Source organism: Pseudomonas sp. A2 (assembly GCF_023100865.1).
Lineage (GTDB): Bacteria > Pseudomonadota > Gammaproteobacteria > Pseudomonadales > Pseudomonadaceae > Aquipseudomonas > Aquipseudomonas asiatica.
Genome location: NZ_CP039127.1, coordinates 2,095,729 through 2,111,216, shown reverse-complemented (window position 1 = coordinate 2,111,216; position 15,488 = coordinate 2,095,729). Strand labels below are relative to the sequence as shown.

22 protein-coding genes are annotated in these 15,488 nt (G+C 61.6%); 14 read left to right on the top strand and 8 right to left on the bottom strand.

Annotated elements, in window-relative coordinates:
• Nucleotides 1–18 precede the first annotated feature (18 nt).
• From E5221_RS09825 to E5221_RS09790, 8 genes are all read left to right on the top strand, one after another.
• On the top strand, nt 19–183 hold the full coding sequence (locus E5221_RS09825; RefSeq protein ID WP_247847259.1) for a hypothetical protein: 165 nt from the start codon (nt 19–21) through the stop codon (nt 181–183).
• Nucleotides 180–689: a hypothetical protein gene (locus tag E5221_RS09820; protein ID WP_019096609.1), complete on the top strand. Its 510-nt coding sequence runs from the start codon at nt 180–182 to the stop codon at nt 687–689. The genes E5221_RS09825 and E5221_RS09820 overlap by 4 nt, the downstream gene beginning before the upstream one ends.
• Nucleotides 686–931, top strand: a complete 246-nt coding sequence (locus tag E5221_RS09815; protein WP_019096608.1) for a pyocin activator PrtN family protein — start codon at nt 686–688, stop codon at nt 929–931. Before E5221_RS09820 ends, E5221_RS09815 begins: the two co-directional genes overlap by 4 nt.
• 83 nt (nt 932–1,014) lie before the next feature.
• Nucleotides 1,015–1,512, top strand: a complete 498-nt coding sequence (locus E5221_RS09810; protein ID WP_247847258.1) for a hypothetical protein — start codon at nt 1,015–1,017, stop codon at nt 1,510–1,512.
• Nucleotides 1,509–1,709 (top strand): hypothetical protein, encoded by a 201-nt coding sequence (locus tag E5221_RS09805; protein WP_247847257.1) that lies wholly within the window; start codon nt 1,509–1,511, stop codon nt 1,707–1,709. The genes E5221_RS09810 and E5221_RS09805 overlap by 4 nt, the downstream gene beginning before the upstream one ends.
• Nucleotides 1,702–1,905 carry a hypothetical protein gene (locus E5221_RS09800; RefSeq protein WP_247847256.1) on the top strand — a complete coding sequence of 68 codons (204 nt, stop codon included), beginning with the start codon at nt 1,702–1,704 and terminating at the stop codon, nt 1,903–1,905. The genes E5221_RS09805 and E5221_RS09800 overlap by 8 nt, the downstream gene beginning before the upstream one ends.
• Nucleotides 1,902–2,087 carry a hypothetical protein gene (locus E5221_RS09795; RefSeq protein ID WP_247847254.1) on the top strand — a complete coding sequence of 62 codons (186 nt, stop codon included), beginning with the start codon at nt 1,902–1,904 and terminating at the stop codon, nt 2,085–2,087. Before E5221_RS09800 ends, E5221_RS09795 begins: the two co-directional genes overlap by 4 nt.
• A complete protein-coding gene (locus E5221_RS09790) occupies nt 2,084–2,359 on the top strand; it encodes a pyocin activator PrtN family protein (protein ID WP_054572223.1) in 276 nt (91 codons plus the stop codon). The genes E5221_RS09795 and E5221_RS09790 overlap by 4 nt, the downstream gene beginning before the upstream one ends.
• Before the next feature lie 120 nt (nt 2,360–2,479).
• Here the strand turns inward: E5221_RS09790 and arsH are convergent, their stop codons facing one another.
• The 5 genes from arsH to E5221_RS09765 all read right to left on the bottom strand — a co-directional run bounded on the left by arsH (nt 2,480) and on the right by E5221_RS09765 (nt 6,646).
• A complete protein-coding gene (gene arsH / locus E5221_RS09785) occupies nt 2,480–3,181 on the bottom strand; it encodes an arsenical resistance protein ArsH (RefSeq protein WP_247847252.1) in 702 nt (233 codons plus the stop codon).
• A gap of 12 nt (nt 3,182–3,193) precedes the next feature.
• Nucleotides 3,194–3,664 carry an arsenate reductase ArsC gene (locus E5221_RS09780; RefSeq protein WP_247847251.1) on the bottom strand — a complete coding sequence of 157 codons (471 nt, stop codon included), beginning with the start codon at nt 3,662–3,664 and terminating at the stop codon, nt 3,194–3,196.
• Between the two features lie 27 nt (nt 3,665–3,691).
• The gene (locus tag E5221_RS09775) at nt 3,692–4,975 is read right to left on the bottom strand and encodes an arsenic transporter (RefSeq protein WP_247847250.1); all 1,284 of its coding nucleotides are present in this window, start codon (nt 4,973–4,975) and stop codon (nt 3,692–3,694) included.
• Nucleotides 4,976–4,996: 21 nt separating this feature from the next.
• Nucleotides 4,997–5,344 carry a metalloregulator ArsR/SmtB family transcription factor gene (locus tag E5221_RS09770; protein ID WP_247847248.1) on the bottom strand — a complete coding sequence of 116 codons (348 nt, stop codon included), beginning with the start codon at nt 5,342–5,344 and terminating at the stop codon, nt 4,997–4,999.
• A gap of 180 nt (nt 5,345–5,524) precedes the next feature.
• Nucleotides 5,525–6,646: a site-specific integrase gene (locus tag E5221_RS09765; protein ID WP_247847247.1), complete on the bottom strand. Its 1,122-nt coding sequence runs from the start codon at nt 6,644–6,646 to the stop codon at nt 5,525–5,527.
• A 104-nt stretch (nt 6,647–6,750) separates the two neighbouring features.
• On the opposite strand from E5221_RS09765, the gene dusA reads away from it, so the two are divergent.
• The 3 genes from dusA (at nt 6,751) to E5221_RS09750 (ending at nt 11,091) form a co-directional block, all read left to right on the top strand.
• The gene (gene dusA, locus E5221_RS09760) at nt 6,751–7,761 is read left to right on the top strand and encodes a tRNA dihydrouridine(20/20a) synthase DusA (protein ID WP_247847245.1); all 1,011 of its coding nucleotides are present in this window, start codon (nt 6,751–6,753) and stop codon (nt 7,759–7,761) included.
• A gap of 345 nt (nt 7,762–8,106) precedes the next feature.
• Nucleotides 8,107–9,033: a transaldolase gene (gene tal / locus E5221_RS09755; protein ID WP_247847244.1), complete on the top strand. Its 927-nt coding sequence runs from the start codon at nt 8,107–8,109 to the stop codon at nt 9,031–9,033.
• A gap of 207 nt (nt 9,034–9,240) precedes the next feature.
• Complete coding sequence (locus tag E5221_RS09750; protein WP_247847242.1) at nt 9,241–11,091, top strand: alkaline phosphatase D family protein; 1,851 nt, start codon at nt 9,241–9,243, stop codon at nt 11,089–11,091.
• 139 nt (nt 11,092–11,230) lie between these two features.
• On the opposite strand, the gene rssC is transcribed toward E5221_RS09750, so the two are convergent.
• Both rssC and rssB read right to left on the bottom strand, forming a co-directional pair.
• Entirely contained in the window at nt 11,231–11,713 is a 483-nt protein-coding gene (gene rssC, locus E5221_RS09745) for an anti-sigma factor antagonist RssC (RefSeq protein WP_013971741.1), read from the bottom strand.
• Nucleotides 11,710–12,894, bottom strand: coding sequence for a two-component system response regulator RssB (gene rssB / locus E5221_RS09740; protein WP_015269551.1), 1,185 nt, complete (start codon nt 12,892–12,894; stop codon nt 11,710–11,712). Before rssB ends, rssC begins: the two co-directional genes overlap by 4 nt.
• A gap of 281 nt (nt 12,895–13,175) precedes the next feature.
• On the opposite strand from rssB, the gene E5221_RS09735 reads away from it, so the two are divergent.
• Entirely contained in the window at nt 13,176–13,475 is a 300-nt protein-coding gene (locus E5221_RS09735; protein ID WP_013971739.1) for a PilZ domain-containing protein, read from the top strand.
• Between the two features lie 150 nt (nt 13,476–13,625).
• Here the strand turns inward: E5221_RS09735 and E5221_RS09730 are convergent, their stop codons facing one another.
• Nucleotides 13,626–14,333 carry a VacJ family lipoprotein gene (locus E5221_RS09730; RefSeq protein WP_015269550.1) on the bottom strand — a complete coding sequence of 236 codons (708 nt, stop codon included), beginning with the start codon at nt 14,331–14,333 and terminating at the stop codon, nt 13,626–13,628.
• A gap of 200 nt (nt 14,334–14,533) precedes the next feature.
• Here E5221_RS09730 and E5221_RS09725 point away from each other — a divergent pair, with 200 nt between their 5' ends.
• Both E5221_RS09725 and E5221_RS09720 read left to right on the top strand, forming a co-directional pair.
• Nucleotides 14,534–15,097, top strand: coding sequence for a phosphonoacetaldehyde phosphonohydrolase-related protein (locus E5221_RS09725; protein WP_247847241.1), 564 nt, complete (start codon nt 14,534–14,536; stop codon nt 15,095–15,097).
• 122 nt (nt 15,098–15,219) lie between these two features.
• The gene (locus E5221_RS09720) at nt 15,220–15,483 is read left to right on the top strand and encodes a DUF4404 family protein (RefSeq protein WP_004376395.1); all 264 of its coding nucleotides are present in this window, start codon (nt 15,220–15,222) and stop codon (nt 15,481–15,483) included.
• Nucleotides 15,484–15,488 lie beyond the last annotated feature (5 nt).

Here is a 15,488-nt window from a genome sequence, read left to right as displayed (position 1 = left end):
ACATCAAGGACACGAAGAATGAAACCAGCACAGCACAACGGATCGGGAGGAATTCTGATCCATCCAACCGCCTGCAGCAGCGTGGCAAAAATACAGGCATTCCAGCGCAGCACCGGGTTGCAGCTGGTCGTCACGCTCGAAGGTAAAGCCCATGCCGTACCTGCCAATGGGGGTGCTGCATGAGCGAATTCAGGATCTCCCTTCGCCAGATCATGCTGCTACAACGCACCTTGGATAACGGCGGCACTGCGACCTGCAAATTGCAGCGTCCTGAAGCCACGGTCGATGCACAGATCGAGATCGAAAATGACAGTACGCATCACAGCATCAAGGTGACCCTTGGGCCGCTTTGCAGCAGCCTGAAACTTCCGCGCGCCCTCTCCACCAAGTGCCAGTCCTTAAGAGATTTTGTACAGGACATCGCGAATGGCCGGGCTGACTCCGCAGCCCAAACGGAAGAAGCGCTTGCCCTCATGGAGGCACAAGTCAGCGTTGAAGAGGTCCTGCAGACGGGTCAGACAGCCTACGTTATCGCCACCGTAAACCGACAGCTTCCCCTTGGCGCCGTGGTGACTGACGACCAGGGCGATGTCTGCGCTGCAGTGACGGGAGCCACCAAAGAGCAGCTCGCAGCAGCAGTCCGCGCGAAGCTTCGGCCCAGCCCTGACGGTATCGGGAAATGCGCATGAGTACGCTGGAACAGCTCCGCAGCGAGTGGACCACCCCCTGCCCAACGCTCACTGCGGTGAGAGAGCGATATTTCCCCCACATCGGGTCAGACAGGCGGTTCAAAGAGCTGATCAACAAAGGGCGTATTGATCTTCAGCTGAGCAAGATCGACAGCTCAAAGAAAGCCCAGCACGTGATCTACCTGCACAACCTTGCCGCTTATCTCGACCGGCAGGCCGAACGCTCTACCCAATCTGCTTGACCAGGCGGCCCCGGCCATCAGGGGCTCATGGCCCCCGCCGACTCTCACACCAACGGCGGAGGGCTACATTTGGAGCACAGCACATGCAACCGCATCAACAAGTTCTTGCCCTGGGCATCATCTTCCTGGTCACCCTGGCCATCCTGCCTTTCCTGTTCGCGAAAGCTCGGCATCGTGCCTTCAACAGGGGCTTGGATATCGGGAAACAGCGTCTGCAAGCCGATCTGAAATTGCAGATACAAAGCCTGCAAGTGGACCTGGACGAAGCGCGAGTTCAAGCCGAGGCGAGCCAGCGCAAGCACCACATGGCTGTAGCCCATCTCAAAGGCAACGTCCGCGAGCTCGAAGCCAGGATCATGTCGTATACCGGACTGGCAGTGTCCAGGGCGGATTACGAGCTGCTCATCAGCGCCTTGGAAACCCTGAGCCTCACCGAGCGGACGTTAACCGCAATGAAGGCAACTCAGCAGGCATCACGCGCCAGGCTACAAGCCGCTGGACTGGATGTTCTGGCTAAACGCATTCACACCCATCTGCGTGAAACCCCAGCCAGGGCCGCAAACGCGGAGGAGGCAGCATGAGCCAGTACGACCATTCCGCACCCAACGCGGAACTCAACGCAGCCGCGTGGCTAGGCCAGGCCGGACTGTATCGAACTCGGTTTGACGCCGTGCGCAACTGCGAGCAGTCCGTCACAAAGATTACCGCTGACGAACTATTCGAGCTGGCCAGCAAGCAGGTGCTCAACCAGCTGAAGGAGGGAAGCCAACATGCCTAACCCGGAGCGCACTTGGCAACTGACGAGCCTTGCGCTCGCCGTGGTGCTGGTCGGCGCTCTGTTCGGACTGTACAGCAGCGGCCCCGCCCGCAGCGTCACAACAGACACGTTAACGACTGTTAACAGCGCCACGAACCTTGAGCATCTGGCCCTGAGCCCGAACGCTCGTCGAATCCATGAGAGGTATTCGTTGTGACCAACACACAGAGCTACACCCCGACCACCCGGACGACGCAGGGCGTACAGCCGATGTTTCGTCCCGCCATGTCGTTCATCTGCGATATCTGCGGGAAAGCTCGCGTTAAAGGCAACCACGACCAGTGCTCCAAGACCCGCCAGGCAGCTGGCTTCATCATCATGCGAGGGCGCAAGCCATGAACACTGCATTCATGCTAATGGCGCAATACAACGGGCTAGCCATCATCCCAATCGACCAGGTGTGCACCGACTACTTCACCCACCTCACCCCTGACATGTTTCAGCGGAAGGTTCTTGCCGGACAGATCAAGCTTCCTATCACTAGGATCGAGACAAGCCAGAAGAGCGCACGAGGCATTCATATTGCCGATCTGGCGCAATACTTAGATCAACAGCGGGAGGCTGCCCTCAAGGAATGTGCGCAATTAAACAAGACGTTTCGGGCCGGCTAACCGGGAGATTGCACCTCGCCTGGCAAGGCGCCGGTGGCCGGCGACATCGTCGACGATCAACCCGGACCTGCCTTTGGCGAGGGCAGCTAACGACCCATAGCAGACATTCCGGGCATGGCTTCAGATTGATCGCTGGTTCACACGAGCAGATAGCTGCTCGGCGTTTTCCTTGCGCTCCGAATACCGATCCACCAGGAATTCCTGGTGGTCACGCAGCAGCACGGTGAACTTCACCAGCTCCTCCATGACATCCACCACGCGGTCGTAGTACGGCGAAGGTTTCATCCGCCCAGCGTCGTCGAACTCCAGGTAGGCCTTGGGTACCGAGGACTGGTTCGGGATGGTGAACATCCGCATCCAGCGGCCAAGCACCCGCAGTTGGTTGACCACGTTGAACGACTGCGAGCCGCCACATACCTGCATGACCGCCAGGGTCTTGCCTTGGGTGGGTCGAAGGGCTCCCAGTGCGAGGGGGATCCAGTCGATCTGTGCCTTGAAAACCGCGGACATCGCACCATGGCGCTCGGGCGAGCACCAGACTTGACCTTCCGACCACTGCACCAGATCACGCAATTCCTGCACCTTCGGGTGCTCTACAGGTACATCGTCAGGCAGCGGCAGGCCTGATGGATTGAACACCCGCGTCTCGGCACCGAAGTGCTCCAGCAGGCGTGCGGCTTCTTCCACCAGCAAGCGACTGAAGGAGCGTTCGCGGGTTGATCCGTACAGCAGCAGGATGCGTGGTTTGTGTTCTCTTGAACGGGTTCCCGTTGGCGGCACATCGAACAGCGCGAGGTCGAGATTAGGCAATTGCTCGGACATGTTTCCTCCTGCTCAAAGCGTACCGATGCGATCCAGCTCATGCTTGAGCTGATCACGGTCGAGGTGATCGAAAGGCAGTGCGAAGAAGGCCTGGCAGCGAGCCTCGATGCGGGCCAGCGTGGTGCAGAATGCTGCGTCGACCGACGCCTCGTCAGCCACGAAATCGGACGGATCCTCCAGCCCCCAGTGCGACTTCAGTGCAGGGCCGAAATACACCGGGCAAGCTTCGCCGGCAGCCTTGTCGCACACGGTGATGACGATATCAGGAGGGCAACCCTCGAACGCGTCATTGCCCTTGCTGCTCAGCCCATCGGTCGAGATGCCGGCATGCTGCAAGGTGATCAAGCTGCGAGGCAACACTTGGCCCTTCGGAAAACTGCCGGAACTGACTGCTTCAAATCCGTGAGGTGCCAGGTGATTGAACATGGCCTCGGAAAGGATGCTGCGGCAGCTGTTGGCCGTGCACATGAACAGAACTCGCATCGGGGCTCCTCCGCTTCGTGGCGGATGTCAGAGGCTCAGGCGCAATGCCAGGGCCGAAAGGGTGATCAACAGAACCGGCAGCGCCAGCAGGACGCCGACCTTGAAGTAGTAACCCCAGGTGATGCGCATGCCTTTGCGCTCCAGCACGTGCAGCCAGAGCAGCGTGGCGAGGCTGCCGATGGGGGTGATTTTCGGGCCGAGGTCGCAGCCGATGACATTGGCGTAGATCATCGCCTCACGCACCAGCCCTTGCGCCTCGCTGGCCTGGATCGACAAGGCGCCAACCAGCACGCTGGGCATGTTGTTCATGACTGAGGACAGCAATGCAGCAATCAGCCCGGTGCCAATGGCGGCACTCCACAGCCCTTGCTGCGCAAGGCCATCCAGCAGCTGGGTGAGCATGTCGGTGAGGCCGGCATTCTTCAGCCCGTAGACCACCAGGTACATGCCAAGAGAGAAGATCACCACCTGCCAGGGCGCTTCGCGCAGTACCCGGCGGGTCGAGATGCGGTGCCCGCGAGCGGCGACGGCAAAGAGGATCGCCGCACAGGCTGCGGCCACCGCGCTGATCGGGATACCCAGTGGTTCCAGGGCGAACAGGCCTACCAGCAACACCAGCAGCACCCAGCCACCGACGTTGAAAGTCGCGCGGTCTTGAATCGCCTCGCTTGGCGTCTTCAGTGCCGCGACCGTGTACTGCCTCGGGATATCACGGCGGAAGAACAGGAACAGCACCAGCAGGGTTGCGGCCACGCTGGCGAAATTCACCGGCACCATCACCGAGGCATATTCGCTGAAGCCCAGCCTGAAGTAGTCGGCCGAGACGATGTTCACCAGGTTGGAGACTACCAGCGGCAGGCTCGCCGTGTCGGCGATGAAGCCGGCGGCCATGACGAAGGCCAGCGTCGCGGCGGGAGAAAAACGCAGCGCGAGCAGCATCGACATGACGATGGGCGTGAGGATCAGCGCCGCACCATCGTTGGCGAACAGCGCCGACACGGCAGCACCGAGCAGCACGCAGAAGGCGAACAAACGGTAACCGCTGCCGTTTGCCCAGCGCGCCACATGAAGCGCGGCCCACTCAAAGAAGCCGGCCTCGTCCAGCAGCAGGCTGATGATGATGACGGCGATGAAGGTTGCGGTGGCGTTCCAGACAATGGCCCACACAGTCGGGATGTCGTGCAGCGAAACGGCACCCGCCGCCAAGGCGATGAGGGCACCAAGCGCAGCACTCCAGCCAACGCCAAGCCCCTTCGGTTGCCAGATGACCAATATGAGGGTGAAAATAAAAACGGCAATTGCGACCAGCATGAAAATCTCGCTCGGTGATGATCAGCAGCAGGCAGCGTCACGAACGGGGCGGCCGTCCATGTTCTTCAGCCGATGAGAGTTGTCTGCCAACCACTGTGAGTTAGCCTGCAAGGTCACTTGCAACATTTCATGCACCCAAGCGGGCAGATCCGGGTTCAGGCGGTAATACACCCATTGACCCTGGCGGCGATCCAACAGCATGCCATTACTGCGCAACTGCGCGAGATGGCGGCTTATCTTGGGTTGGCTGTCGTTCAGTGCGCACATCAATTCGCAGACACATAGCTCACCGAGGCTAGCGATCAGCAGGGTGGCGCGAACACGGGTCTCGTCGGATAAGCTCTTGAACACATCAGGCGGGGTAATCATGGCTGCACCAATACATGTGGAAAACCGAATATACGAATTTCCATATGTATAATGCAAACAGATTTGGCCCGAACGTCCGCTATGGGTCGAGAGCAGCCGTTCGCGACTGACCGCAATCAACACACAGCCGATGCCTACCACCACTAAGCGCATATAGAGGTAGCATCGTTATCCACCCGCCTACTCAGCCCGGGCGCCGAGTTTAACCGGTGCCTGAATGATCCGATCCAGCCACTTCCAACCTTTATACCCATCCCCTCGCCCACGCAAATGGGTATATCGCCGCAGCGAGTTCCAATCACGGTGACCAGATACGCTTGAGACCCTGGGTATGTCCCAGTCCATTTCAAACAACCGACTCACCCCTTCGTGACGCAAGTCGTGGAAGTGCAGGTCCTCTATCCCTTTCATCTTGCATGCCTTCGACCAGGCTGTGCCGATTGAGTCCGTGTTATACGGGAATATCTCGCGACACTCTCGGGGCATGCTCTGCACGATGATCCACGCCTCGTCCGGCAAGTAACACCAGACATCGTTGCCGATCTTCTGACCGGGGTTTTTCATGTCCCGCACCTTCACTGCCTGCCGGTGCTCATCCAGATCTTCCCAACGTATTCGTGTGATCTCGTCCATTCGGCGGGTCGAAAAAATCGCGAACGCTACTACCTTGGGCATGTGGATGACGCTCGGACGTCGCTGCAACATCTCGAAGAAGTGCTCCATCACCCTATCGATCTCATCCAGCGAAGGGCGCCGATCCCGCTCACGGCTTTTAAGGTTGTACCCGAACTTCTTCAGCACGAGGCGCGCATCTGGCATTGCTTGCGCGTCAATCTCATAGCCCCACGCCGCCCTGGCCAGCGACAGTACCGACCCCAAGTGCGCCAGGTCATTGCCGGCCGTCTGCGGTTTAATGCCTCCACCTTCAGGACTCATGCGCCAGAGCGCGTAATCCACCAGCACCTGCTGAGTGAGGTCGGAATCCACCTTCTCGCCTAAGTAGCTTTTTTTGATGGCATTCAATGTTCGCCGCTTCGTCTCACCCAGCGGCCGGGCTTTCTCGGCTTCGACCAGGTAGCGCTCGATCATGTCCTTGACCGTGTGCCCCTTGCGGCTGGCCCGCTCGATAGCGCCAGGTACCGCCAATTCGGTCTCCCGTCGCTTCGCCCAGGCTTGAGCAGCCTGCTTGCGGGCGAATGTCTGGGCTTCTTGGTAAACTATGACACCCTTTTTCTTGAGGCGGATCTGGACGGTGTAGCTGACCGTCCCATCGGCCTTTTTCCTTGCTCTGATCGTTGCCATGATTTTCGGTGGTACAAGCGTGATTGGCGGTGGTACATCGTACCACTGTCACACCAAAAACGCCCAAAAACCCCCAAAAACGGCACAAAAATGCGTAGACCAGAATGCCCCTAGAATCAGCCTCAAAGCCACAGACCACGCGCCCTGAGCCGTCACGCCGGTTCAGCGTTGCCCCCATGATGGACTGGACAGACCGCCACTGCCGGTTCTTCCTGCGCCTGCTCTCCAAAAACACCCTGCTGTACACCGAAATGGTCACCACCGGTGCCCTGCTGCACAACGACGCCCAGCGTTTCCTGCGCCACGACGTCTCCGAACACCCGCTGGCCCTGCAACTGGGCGGCAGTGTGCCGGCCGACCTGGCCGCCTGTGCCCGCCTGGCCGAGGAGGCTGGCTACGATGAGGTCAACCTCAACGTCGGCTGCCCGAGTGACCGGGTGCAGAACAACATGATCGGTGCCTGCCTCATGGCCCACCCGGCGCTGGTGGCCGATTGCGTGAAAGCCATGCGCGATGCGGTGTCGACCCCGGTGACGGTCAAGCACCGCATCGGTATCAATGGCCGCGACAGCTACGCCGAGCTGTGCGACTTCGTCGGCCAGGTGCGCGAGGCAGGTTGCCGGAGCTTTACCGTGCATGCGCGCATCGCGATCCTGGAAGGGCTGTCGCCGAAGGAGAACCGTGAGATTCCGCCGCTGCGCTATGACGTGGCGGCGCAGTTGAAGGCGGACTTCCCGGACCTGGAGATCGTGCTCAACGGCGGGATAAAGACCCTAGCCGAGTGCCAGGCACACCTTGAAACCTTCGATGGGGTAATGCTGGGGCGTGAGGCGTACCACAACCCTTATCTGCTGGCCGAGGTGGACCAGCAGCTGTTCGGCAGCGAGGCGGCGGTGGTCAGCCGCAGCGAGGCGCTGGCGCAGTTGCGGCCTTATATCGTCGCGCACATGGAAAGTGGTGGCGCGATGCACCACGTTACCCGGCATATCCTGGGGCTGGCCCAAGGGTTCAAAGGGGCGCGGCGCTTCCGCCAGTTGCTGTCGGCGGACATTCACAAGGCGGCGGAGCCGTTGGCGGTGTTCGACCAGGCGGTGGAGCTGTTGCAGGGGCGGTAATTCAGCAGGTGAGCCTGATCGCCAGCAAACCATCCCCTCCAGGATGCCGCAGGGGTTCAGATATATGCAGATGCTGTGGGAGCGGGTTTACCCGCGAAGAAAACAACTCGGTACATGGCACCGGCTTCGCCGGTGTTCGCGGGTAAACCCGCTCCCACAGGGACGGCGCAAACCACCACATTTTGTGTAAGCCAGTTGTATCTCCAGCGGCCCTTGCAAGCAGATGCGGAACCTCGGGGCCGCTTGCGACTCGAATCCTCACCTTTCGCACCGCGCTTCGCGAGCCCTTGAGTGGCCGTCGGGGCTCGGGTAATGTCGAGTCATTGCACAGGACAGAGCACGCCCATGACCTCCAAGCTGGAACAACTCAAGCAGTTCACCACCGTGGTCGCCGACACCGGGGACCTGGACGCCATCACCCGCCTGAAACCGGTCGATGCCACCACCAACCCGTCGCTGCTGCTCAAGGCTGCGGCCATCCCGGGTTACGCCGAGCTGCTCAAGCAGGTGAAGGCCGATGCCAAGGGTAATGTCGACCTGGCCTGCGACAAGTTCGCGGTGGCCGTGGGTTCGGGCATCCTCAAGGTCATCCCGGGGCGTATCTCCACCGAGGTCGATGCCCGCCTGTCGTTCGATGAACCCGCCCTGCTGGCCAAGGCGCGCAAGCTGATCGAGCTGTACGAAGCCGCCGGTGTTGGCCGCGAACGCGTGCTGATCAAGCTGGCCTCCACCTGGGAAGGCATCCGCGCCGCCGAGAAGCTGGAGAAGGAAGGCATCCAGACCAACCTCACCCTGCTGTTCTCCTTCGCCCAGGCCCAGGCCTGCGCCGATGCCGGGGTGTTCCTGATTTCGCCGTTCGTGGGCCGTATCTACGACTGGTACAAGAAGAGCACCGGCAAGGAATACGTGGGCGCCGAAGACCCGGGCGTGCAGTCGGTCACTCGCATCTACAACTACTACAAGGCCAACGGCTACAAGACTGTGGTCATGGGCGCCAGCTTCCGCAATATCGGCCAGATCGAACAGCTGGCCGGCTGCGACCGCCTGACCATCAGCCCAGAGCTGCTGCAGCAGCTCAGCGATGACCAGGGCGACCTGCCACAGGTGCTGAAGCCGGGTAATGCCGGCGAGGCCAAGCAGCAACTGAACGAAAGCCAGTTCCGCTGGGCCATGAACGAAGATGCCATGGGTACCGAGAAATTGGCCGAGGGCATTCGCCAGTTCGCGCGGGACCAGGAGAAGCTGGAGAAGTTGATGGCTGAAAAGGCCTGATACATTTCGGGATTGCCTGACGGGCGGGAAGTGTTCAGCATTTTCCGCCCGTTTTTGTTTTACCTGGCCTTAGATTTGTATTGAATTCCAGGGCCTCTTCGCGGGTAAACCCGCTCCCACAAGGATTCCCACAGGCCAGAAGTTGGCGCTGTACCTGTGGGAGCGGGTTTACCCGCGAAGAGGCCCGAGAAGCCACCTGAGCTGTCGATGACCTCCTCTACCCCATTGCCCCTCGTACTCGCCGGCCCGGTACTGCGCCGCCTGGAACCCCAGCGCCTGGCCATCTGGCTGGTCGCCACGCAACCGCTGCAACCCGAATTCATCTTCCCGGCAGGCGAGGCCCAGGTCGATTGCCAGGTGGTCGCGGTGGGCCAGCACGCCTTCATCCATCTGCTGGACATCCACTTCGCCCAGCCGCTGCCCTGCAACCAGCTGCTCGACTACGACCTGCTCATCAACGGCCAGGGCATCGCAGGCTGGGCGCCGCACCTGCTTTACCCCGGCGCCCGGCGCCCAAGCCTGGTACTGCGCGATCGGCTCGACCACCTGCTGCACGGTTCCTGCCGCAAGCCGCATTTCCCGGCCGCCGATGGCCTGCTCTGCGCCGACCGCCTGCTGCAGGCCTGCAAAAAACCCGCGGACCGCCCCGCCGTGCTGCTGATGACCGGCGACCAGGTCTATGCCGACGACGTTGCCGGCCCGATGCTGCGCGCCATCCATAGCCTGATTGCGCGCCTGGGCCTGTTCGACGAGCAACTGGAGGGCGCGGTGGTGCCCGACAGCCAGGCGCTGTACCAGCACCCGGCCTGCTATTACCACCGCGCCGACCTGCTGCCAGCGCAGGAACGCAACGAAACCCTGCGCGAGCGCTTTTTCGGCGGCAAGCGCAAGCCGATATTCTCGTCCAGCAACGCCGACAACCACCTGGTGACCTTCGCCGAGGTCATGGCCATGTACCTGCTGGTGTGGTCACCGGTGCCCTGGCAGCTGGTGAACCTGGACATGCCCGACGGGCTCACCGCACCGCGCCAGGCACGTTACCGCCAGGAGCTGCCGCTGATCCAGGCGTTTGCCGACAACCTCGGCCAGGTAGCGCGGGTGATGGCCCACCTGCCGTGCCTGATGATCTTCGACGACCACGACATCACCGACGACTGGAACCTCTCGGCGCTATGGGAAGAAACCGCCTACGGCCACCCCTTCTCGCGGCGGATCATCGGCAATGCCCTGCTCGGCTACCTGCTGTGCCAGGCCTGGGGTAACGACCCGCAGGGTTGCAAGCCACTGCTCGGGCAATGCCAGGCGTTGAACAGCCAGACCCAGGATGAGCTGATCGGCGCACTGCTGCGCTTCCAGGGCTGGCAGTTCAGCCTGCCCACCAACCCACCCTTGCTGGTGCTGGACACCCGCACCCGCCGCTGGCGCAGCGAAAGCAGCCTGGCCAAGCCGTCCGGCCTGCTCGACTGGGAGGCGCTGAGCGAGTTGCAGCAAGCACTGCTGGACCACCCATCGGCGATCATCGTGTCGCCTGCGCCGATTTTTGGCGTGAAGCTGATCGAGACGGTGCAGAAGCTGTTCAGCTGGCTGGGCTACCCGCTGCTGGTGGATGCCGAGAACTGGATGGCCCACCGCGGCGCAGCGCAGGTCATCCTCAACATCTTCCGCCACTCGCGCACGCCGGGGCACTACGTGGTGCTGTCCGGCGATGTGCATTACTCGTTCGTCTATGAAGTGCTGATCCGCCACCGCCAGCGCAGCCCGCACTTGTGGCAGGTGACCAGCAGCGGGATCAAGAACGAATTCCCGCGGCGCCTGCTGGATGTGCTCGACCGGCTCAACCGCTGGCTGTATGCGCCACGCTCGCCGCTCAACTGGTTTACCAAGCGGCGGGAAATGGAGGTGGTGCCGCGTACGCCCAGCCATAGCAAGGCTGGCGAGCGGTTGTGGAACGGTGCGGGGTTGGGGCAGGTGTTCTTCGATGAACAGGGGCGGCCGGCGCGGGTGTATCAGCTAGATGCGGGTGGGGGTGAGGCTACCGAGTTTGCGCGGCGGGGGTGATCAGGCAGGTAATGCTTGTGTTGGCCTTGCCGGCCTCTTCGCGGGTAAACCCGCTCCTACAGGTGAGTGCATGACTCAAGACTGGTGCATAACCTGTGGGAGCGGGTTTACCCGCGAAGAGGCCGGTACAGGCTGAAGATCAGGTCCGCTCCAGCGCATTGACCAGGTCATGGAAGGCTTCGCGGTTGGAGTCGTTCAGGCCCATGAGGATCTTGTGCGCCTCCAGCACCTTGGAGCGCACCACATCTTCATTCTGGTCTTGGGATGGCAGGTCGGTCAGGCATTCCGGACACGGGATCGGCCGATCGACGATGTTGAACACCTGGTCGAAGCCCATCGACTGCAACAACCGGGAAATGTCCGGGTTGGTGGTGACCACGGTCGGCAACAGGCCCACCTTCTGGCGCGACAGGATCGACAGCTTGGCCAGCAGGCCCAGGGTAGTGCTGTCGATGCTCTCGGTTTCGGTCAGGTCGATGACAATCGCCGAGAAGTTCAACGCGGTGAAAATCTTCTCGATCGTCGCATCCAGCGCCGAACACAGGGTCAGGCGCACTTCACCGACGAATTTCAGGACGAAGGTACCGCTCTGCTCGGCGAACTGGATTCTACCGGTACTCATTGAAGGTTCCTGCTCAACACCAATAGGGCGATATCATCCGGCATCTCCCCAAGCGTAGCCAATCCGAATCGTTGACGCAGCCCATCCAGGCTGCCACCTGCTGCCCTGACGATTTCCGGCAGGGCGGTTTCTTTATCTTTGAGCGTATCACCCGGCAAAAGGTCCAGAATGCCATCGGACATCAGGCTGAGGCTGAACTGCGGCGGCAGCTCCACTACCAGGTCCTGGTAGGTAGCCTCGTCGAACAGCCCCACCGGCAGGCCGCGGCCTTCCAGGTAGCGGGTGTGCTCGGGGGTGTGCAGCACCGGCAGCGGCAGATGGCCGCCAACGGCGTAGGTCAGCAGGCCGGTGTCTTCATCGATCACCCCGCCAACCATGGTCACGTGCTTGCCCAGCTTGCAGTTGATCAGCCCGCGGTTGATGTGGCTGAGCACCTGCGAGGGTTTGAACTCGCGCATTTTGCTGCCGCGCTTGAATTCGAACAACAGCCGTGTGGTCATGAACTTCAGCAGCACGGTGACGAACGCTGAGGACGCGCCATGCCCGGAGACGTCGGCGAGATAGAAAGCGATGCGCCGTTCGTCCACCCGGAAGTAATCGGCAAAATCACCCGACAGGTACAGCGACGGGATGATCTGATGCTCGAAGGCGAACTCGCCGGCCACCCAAGGGCTTTCCGGCAGCATGTTCATCTGCACCTGGCGACCGGCGGTCTGGTCCTCCTGCAGCAGGTGCAGGCTGGCCTCCAGTTCGCGGTTGGCGGCTTCGAGCTTGTCGCGGTAGCGCTGGTTTTCCAGCACCAGACGCGAGCGGTCGAGGGCGCGGCGCACCGAATGCTCGAGCACGGCCAGGTCTTCCAGCGGCTTGATCAGATAGTCGGCAGCGCCCAGGCGCAACGCTTCCACCGCATCACTCATGACGCCGGCACCGGACACCACGATCACCGGCAACTGCGGGGCGCGCTCGCTGACCTGGCGGATCAGTTCGAGGCCGCCCATCTGCGGCATGCGCAGATCGCAGATCACGAGGTCGGGCTGGTGTTCTTCGAAGACCTGAAGCCCCTGCTGGCCATTGCCGGCCTGGAGGACGCTGAAGCCACTGTCTTCAAGATAGGCGGCGAGGCTTGCACGGACCACGTCGTCGTCATCGATGATCAGCAGCGTTGCACTGGTTTTCTGCATGTGGGCGAACGGCGCCGATTTAGGTTGGTGCAGCGGTGTCGGCAAGGCAGACGGCCAGCTACGGGAATTCTTTATGGTCACACTCTACTTGAGTTGTAGGACAAGAACACCTGCCCGGCAACTGTCTGGCAACTGCGAGAGCTACCTTGTAAGGCGCAGACGGTACTCCCATCCGGCAGGCGTTTCAAGCATGCAAGGGTCGACCCCGGCGCACTTTACAGGGCAAATCACCGAGAGTTATAAGAAAGTCGACCAGCGCAACCCGACGGGAAGGATGCAGCATGCCCCACACGCCCTCCAGCCATGGCGAGAAACGCGATTTCATCCGCATGCGCATCGACACCGAGGTCAGCCTGCTGCACGAAGGCCAGGTGATCGCGGCAGTGTGCCTTGACCTGTCCAGCGGCGGCATGCAGGTGCAGGCACCGCAGCGCTTTCAGGTGGGGGACCATATCGAGGTACGGATCGAGTCCGAGCATCCGGCGCTGAAAGGGCTGCACGCCAGCACGGAAGTGGTGTGGATTGCCGACCAGCCGGGCGGGCAACAGAAGTTCGGGTTGCGAATTGTGGCGATGCATTGATGACCCTGCTGGGCACCCCTGTAGGAGCGGCCTTGCGTCGCGATGGGCTGCGCAGCAGCCCCCGACTTCAGCTTCGCCGCTTGAATTGCCGGGGCCGCTTTGCGGCCCTTTCGCGACGCAAGGCCGCTCCCACAAAGAACCCGCGCAGGATCAGAAGTCGTCTTCGACCTCGCCATCCTTGACCTTGAACTCGCGGTTCTGCAGGTAGGCGTTGCGAATGAAGATGTACTTGTCACCCTGGATCAGCTTCTCTGCCGACAGCAGGTCGGCGCGGGTGTCGATGATGTCCAGGGCAAAGATCGAATTGCGCGTCGGCACATGGTCGATGTAGCGGTAGGGTTTGGTGTAGGTATCCGGGTACTTGGCCACGCCGTCACGCACGGTGCTCGGGCCCAGCAGCGGGATGACCACGTACGGGCCGCTCGGCACGCCCCAATAGCCGAGGGTCTGGCCGAAGTCCTCGTCGTTGCGCTGCAGGCCCATCTTGGTACCCACGTCGAAGAAGCCGCCCAGGCCGAAGGTGGTGTTGACGATCAGCCGCGCAGTGTCCACGCCCGCCGCATGGGGCTTGAACTGCAGCAGGTCGTTGGCCAGGTTGGTCACGTCACCCAGGTTGCGGAAGATGTTGTGGATGCCATCTTCGAGGAACTGCGGGGTGACCGCCTGGTAGCCCTTGGCCAATGGCTTGAGGGCATAGGTGTCGAGGGTATCGTTGAAACGGAAGATCGGGCGGTTGACCGCTTCCCAGGGATCTTCCTCGGTGGCTGCCTGGGTGGCTGCCACGGGCGCCAGCAGCATGCTGGCGCAGACACAGGCCTGGGTGACTCGTTCGATCACACTGGCACCGATCCTACGCATAGGTGTTTCTCCATCGAATTTCTCGGCCGCAAGCGCAAACGGGTGCGCTGCTGTACGGCGGCAGTATAGAGGCTTGCGGGCTGATAAACAGCTTTACACATCTCTGCTCAATATTTTGTGAACAACTGTTGCGCGGTGCCGGTTGTCACAGGGCGGTAACAATCGCCGAATAGCCTGCGGACTATTTGAGGGAAGTTGCCATGGACAATGCACCCGCCTTCACCGCTGTGCTGTTCGGCTTGCGCGGCTGCCTGGTGCAAGCCGCCAACGGCACCCCCTCGCCCGCCCCCGGCGCGCTGGCCACCCTCGCCAGCCTGCGCCAGCGCCAGGTGCCGTGCATCTGGCTGGACGACCTCGACGCCCCCCAAAGCAAGCGCCTGGCGCATGTACTGCCCGCCTGGCTGCCGGGGCATTCGGTGAACGGCGTGCGCTGGCCGGCGCCGAACGCCTGCTGGCAGGCCCTGATGACGCTGGACAGCGAACGCCTGGACGGCTGCGTGCTGGTCAGCGGCGACCCACGCCTGCTGCAATCTGGCCTGAACGCGGGGCTGTGGACGGTGGGGCTGGCTGCCTGCAGCCCGTTCTGCGACCGCAGCTCGCGGCAATGGCAAGCCTTGACCTCGCAGGAGCAGGACCTGGCCCGTGGCAAGGCGACGCTGGAACTGTTCAGCCTGGGCGTGCACTCGGTGATCGACCACCTGGAAGCGCTGGAGACCTGTCTGCAGGACATTGCCCAGCGCCGGCGCAAAGGCGAAAAACCCTGATACAGCACCGTTGACGCGGATCATGCAAAGCATCGGCAGGTGGATTACGCTGAAGACAGGCCAGAACCTTTGCCGCTTCGCTGAGGTCCATGGCTTGCCAAGCCATTGATGGAGAACTGCCAATGCCTGCCCGCGAATTGCAAGAGCGCCTGAACAGCTTGCGCGAGCAACTGGATCGCAACGTGCCGCTTTCGGACGAGGAGCTGGCCGCGCTGCACGAAGAAGCGCGCCAGATCGAGGCGCAACTGAAGCTTGAGGAAGCCACGCCAGACAACAACCTGGTGGACGGCGTGAACCTGGCGATCGAACGCTTCGAGGCCGACCACCCCGACCTCACCGCCACCCTGCGCAGCATTGCCAACTCGCTGCACAGCATGGGGATCTGAAAAAG

What these genes read in the sequence shown, in the direction of transcription:
- E5221_RS09770 (WP_247847248.1), bottom strand. Translation starts at nt 5,344, where the DNA reads ATGATTACCCCGCCTGATGTGTTCAAGAGCTTATCCGACGAGACCCGT.
- E5221_RS09810 (WP_247847258.1), top strand. Translation starts at nt 1,015, where the DNA reads ATGCAACCGCATCAACAAGTTCTTGCCCTGGGCATCATCTTCCTGGTC.
- E5221_RS09735 (WP_013971739.1), top strand. Translation starts at nt 13,176, where the DNA reads ATGCCCCACACGCCCTCCAGCCATGGCGAGAAACGCGATTTCATCCGC.
- E5221_RS09825 (WP_247847259.1), top strand. Translation starts at nt 19, where the DNA reads ATGAAACCAGCACAGCACAACGGATCGGGAGGAATTCTGATCCATCCA.
- E5221_RS09800 (WP_247847256.1), top strand. Translation starts at nt 1,702, where the DNA reads ATGCCTAACCCGGAGCGCACTTGGCAACTGACGAGCCTTGCGCTCGCC.
- tal (WP_247847244.1), top strand. Translation starts at nt 8,107, where the DNA reads ATGACCTCCAAGCTGGAACAACTCAAGCAGTTCACCACCGTGGTCGCC.
- rssC (WP_013971741.1), bottom strand. Translation starts at nt 11,713, where the DNA reads ATGAGTACCGGTAGAATCCAGTTCGCCGAGCAGAGCGGTACCTTCGTC.
- E5221_RS09790 (WP_054572223.1), top strand. Translation starts at nt 2,084, where the DNA reads ATGAACACTGCATTCATGCTAATGGCGCAATACAACGGGCTAGCCATC.
- E5221_RS09725 (WP_247847241.1), top strand. Translation starts at nt 14,534, where the DNA reads ATGGACAATGCACCCGCCTTCACCGCTGTGCTGTTCGGCTTGCGCGGC.
- E5221_RS09815 (WP_019096608.1), top strand. Translation starts at nt 686, where the DNA reads ATGAGTACGCTGGAACAGCTCCGCAGCGAGTGGACCACCCCCTGCCCA.
- dusA (WP_247847245.1), top strand. Translation starts at nt 6,751, where the DNA reads ATGCCCCTAGAATCAGCCTCAAAGCCACAGACCACGCGCCCTGAGCCG.
- E5221_RS09750 (WP_247847242.1), top strand. Translation starts at nt 9,241, where the DNA reads ATGACCTCCTCTACCCCATTGCCCCTCGTACTCGCCGGCCCGGTACTG.
- E5221_RS09820 (WP_019096609.1), top strand. Translation starts at nt 180, where the DNA reads ATGAGCGAATTCAGGATCTCCCTTCGCCAGATCATGCTGCTACAACGC.
- E5221_RS09775 (WP_247847250.1), bottom strand. Translation starts at nt 4,975, where the DNA reads ATGCTGGTCGCAATTGCCGTTTTTATTTTCACCCTCATATTGGTCATC.
- arsH (WP_247847252.1), bottom strand. Translation starts at nt 3,181, where the DNA reads ATGTCCGAGCAATTGCCTAATCTCGACCTCGCGCTGTTCGATGTGCCG.
- E5221_RS09720 (WP_004376395.1), top strand. Translation starts at nt 15,220, where the DNA reads ATGCCTGCCCGCGAATTGCAAGAGCGCCTGAACAGCTTGCGCGAGCAA.
- E5221_RS09765 (WP_247847247.1), bottom strand. Translation starts at nt 6,646, where the DNA reads ATGGCAACGATCAGAGCAAGGAAAAAGGCCGATGGGACGGTCAGCTAC.
- E5221_RS09805 (WP_247847257.1), top strand. Translation starts at nt 1,509, where the DNA reads ATGAGCCAGTACGACCATTCCGCACCCAACGCGGAACTCAACGCAGCC.
- E5221_RS09780 (WP_247847251.1), bottom strand. Translation starts at nt 3,664, where the DNA reads ATGCGAGTTCTGTTCATGTGCACGGCCAACAGCTGCCGCAGCATCCTT.
- E5221_RS09730 (WP_015269550.1), bottom strand. Translation starts at nt 14,333, where the DNA reads ATGCGTAGGATCGGTGCCAGTGTGATCGAACGAGTCACCCAGGCCTGT.
- rssB (WP_015269551.1), bottom strand. Translation starts at nt 12,894, where the DNA reads ATGCAGAAAACCAGTGCAACGCTGCTGATCATCGATGACGACGACGTG.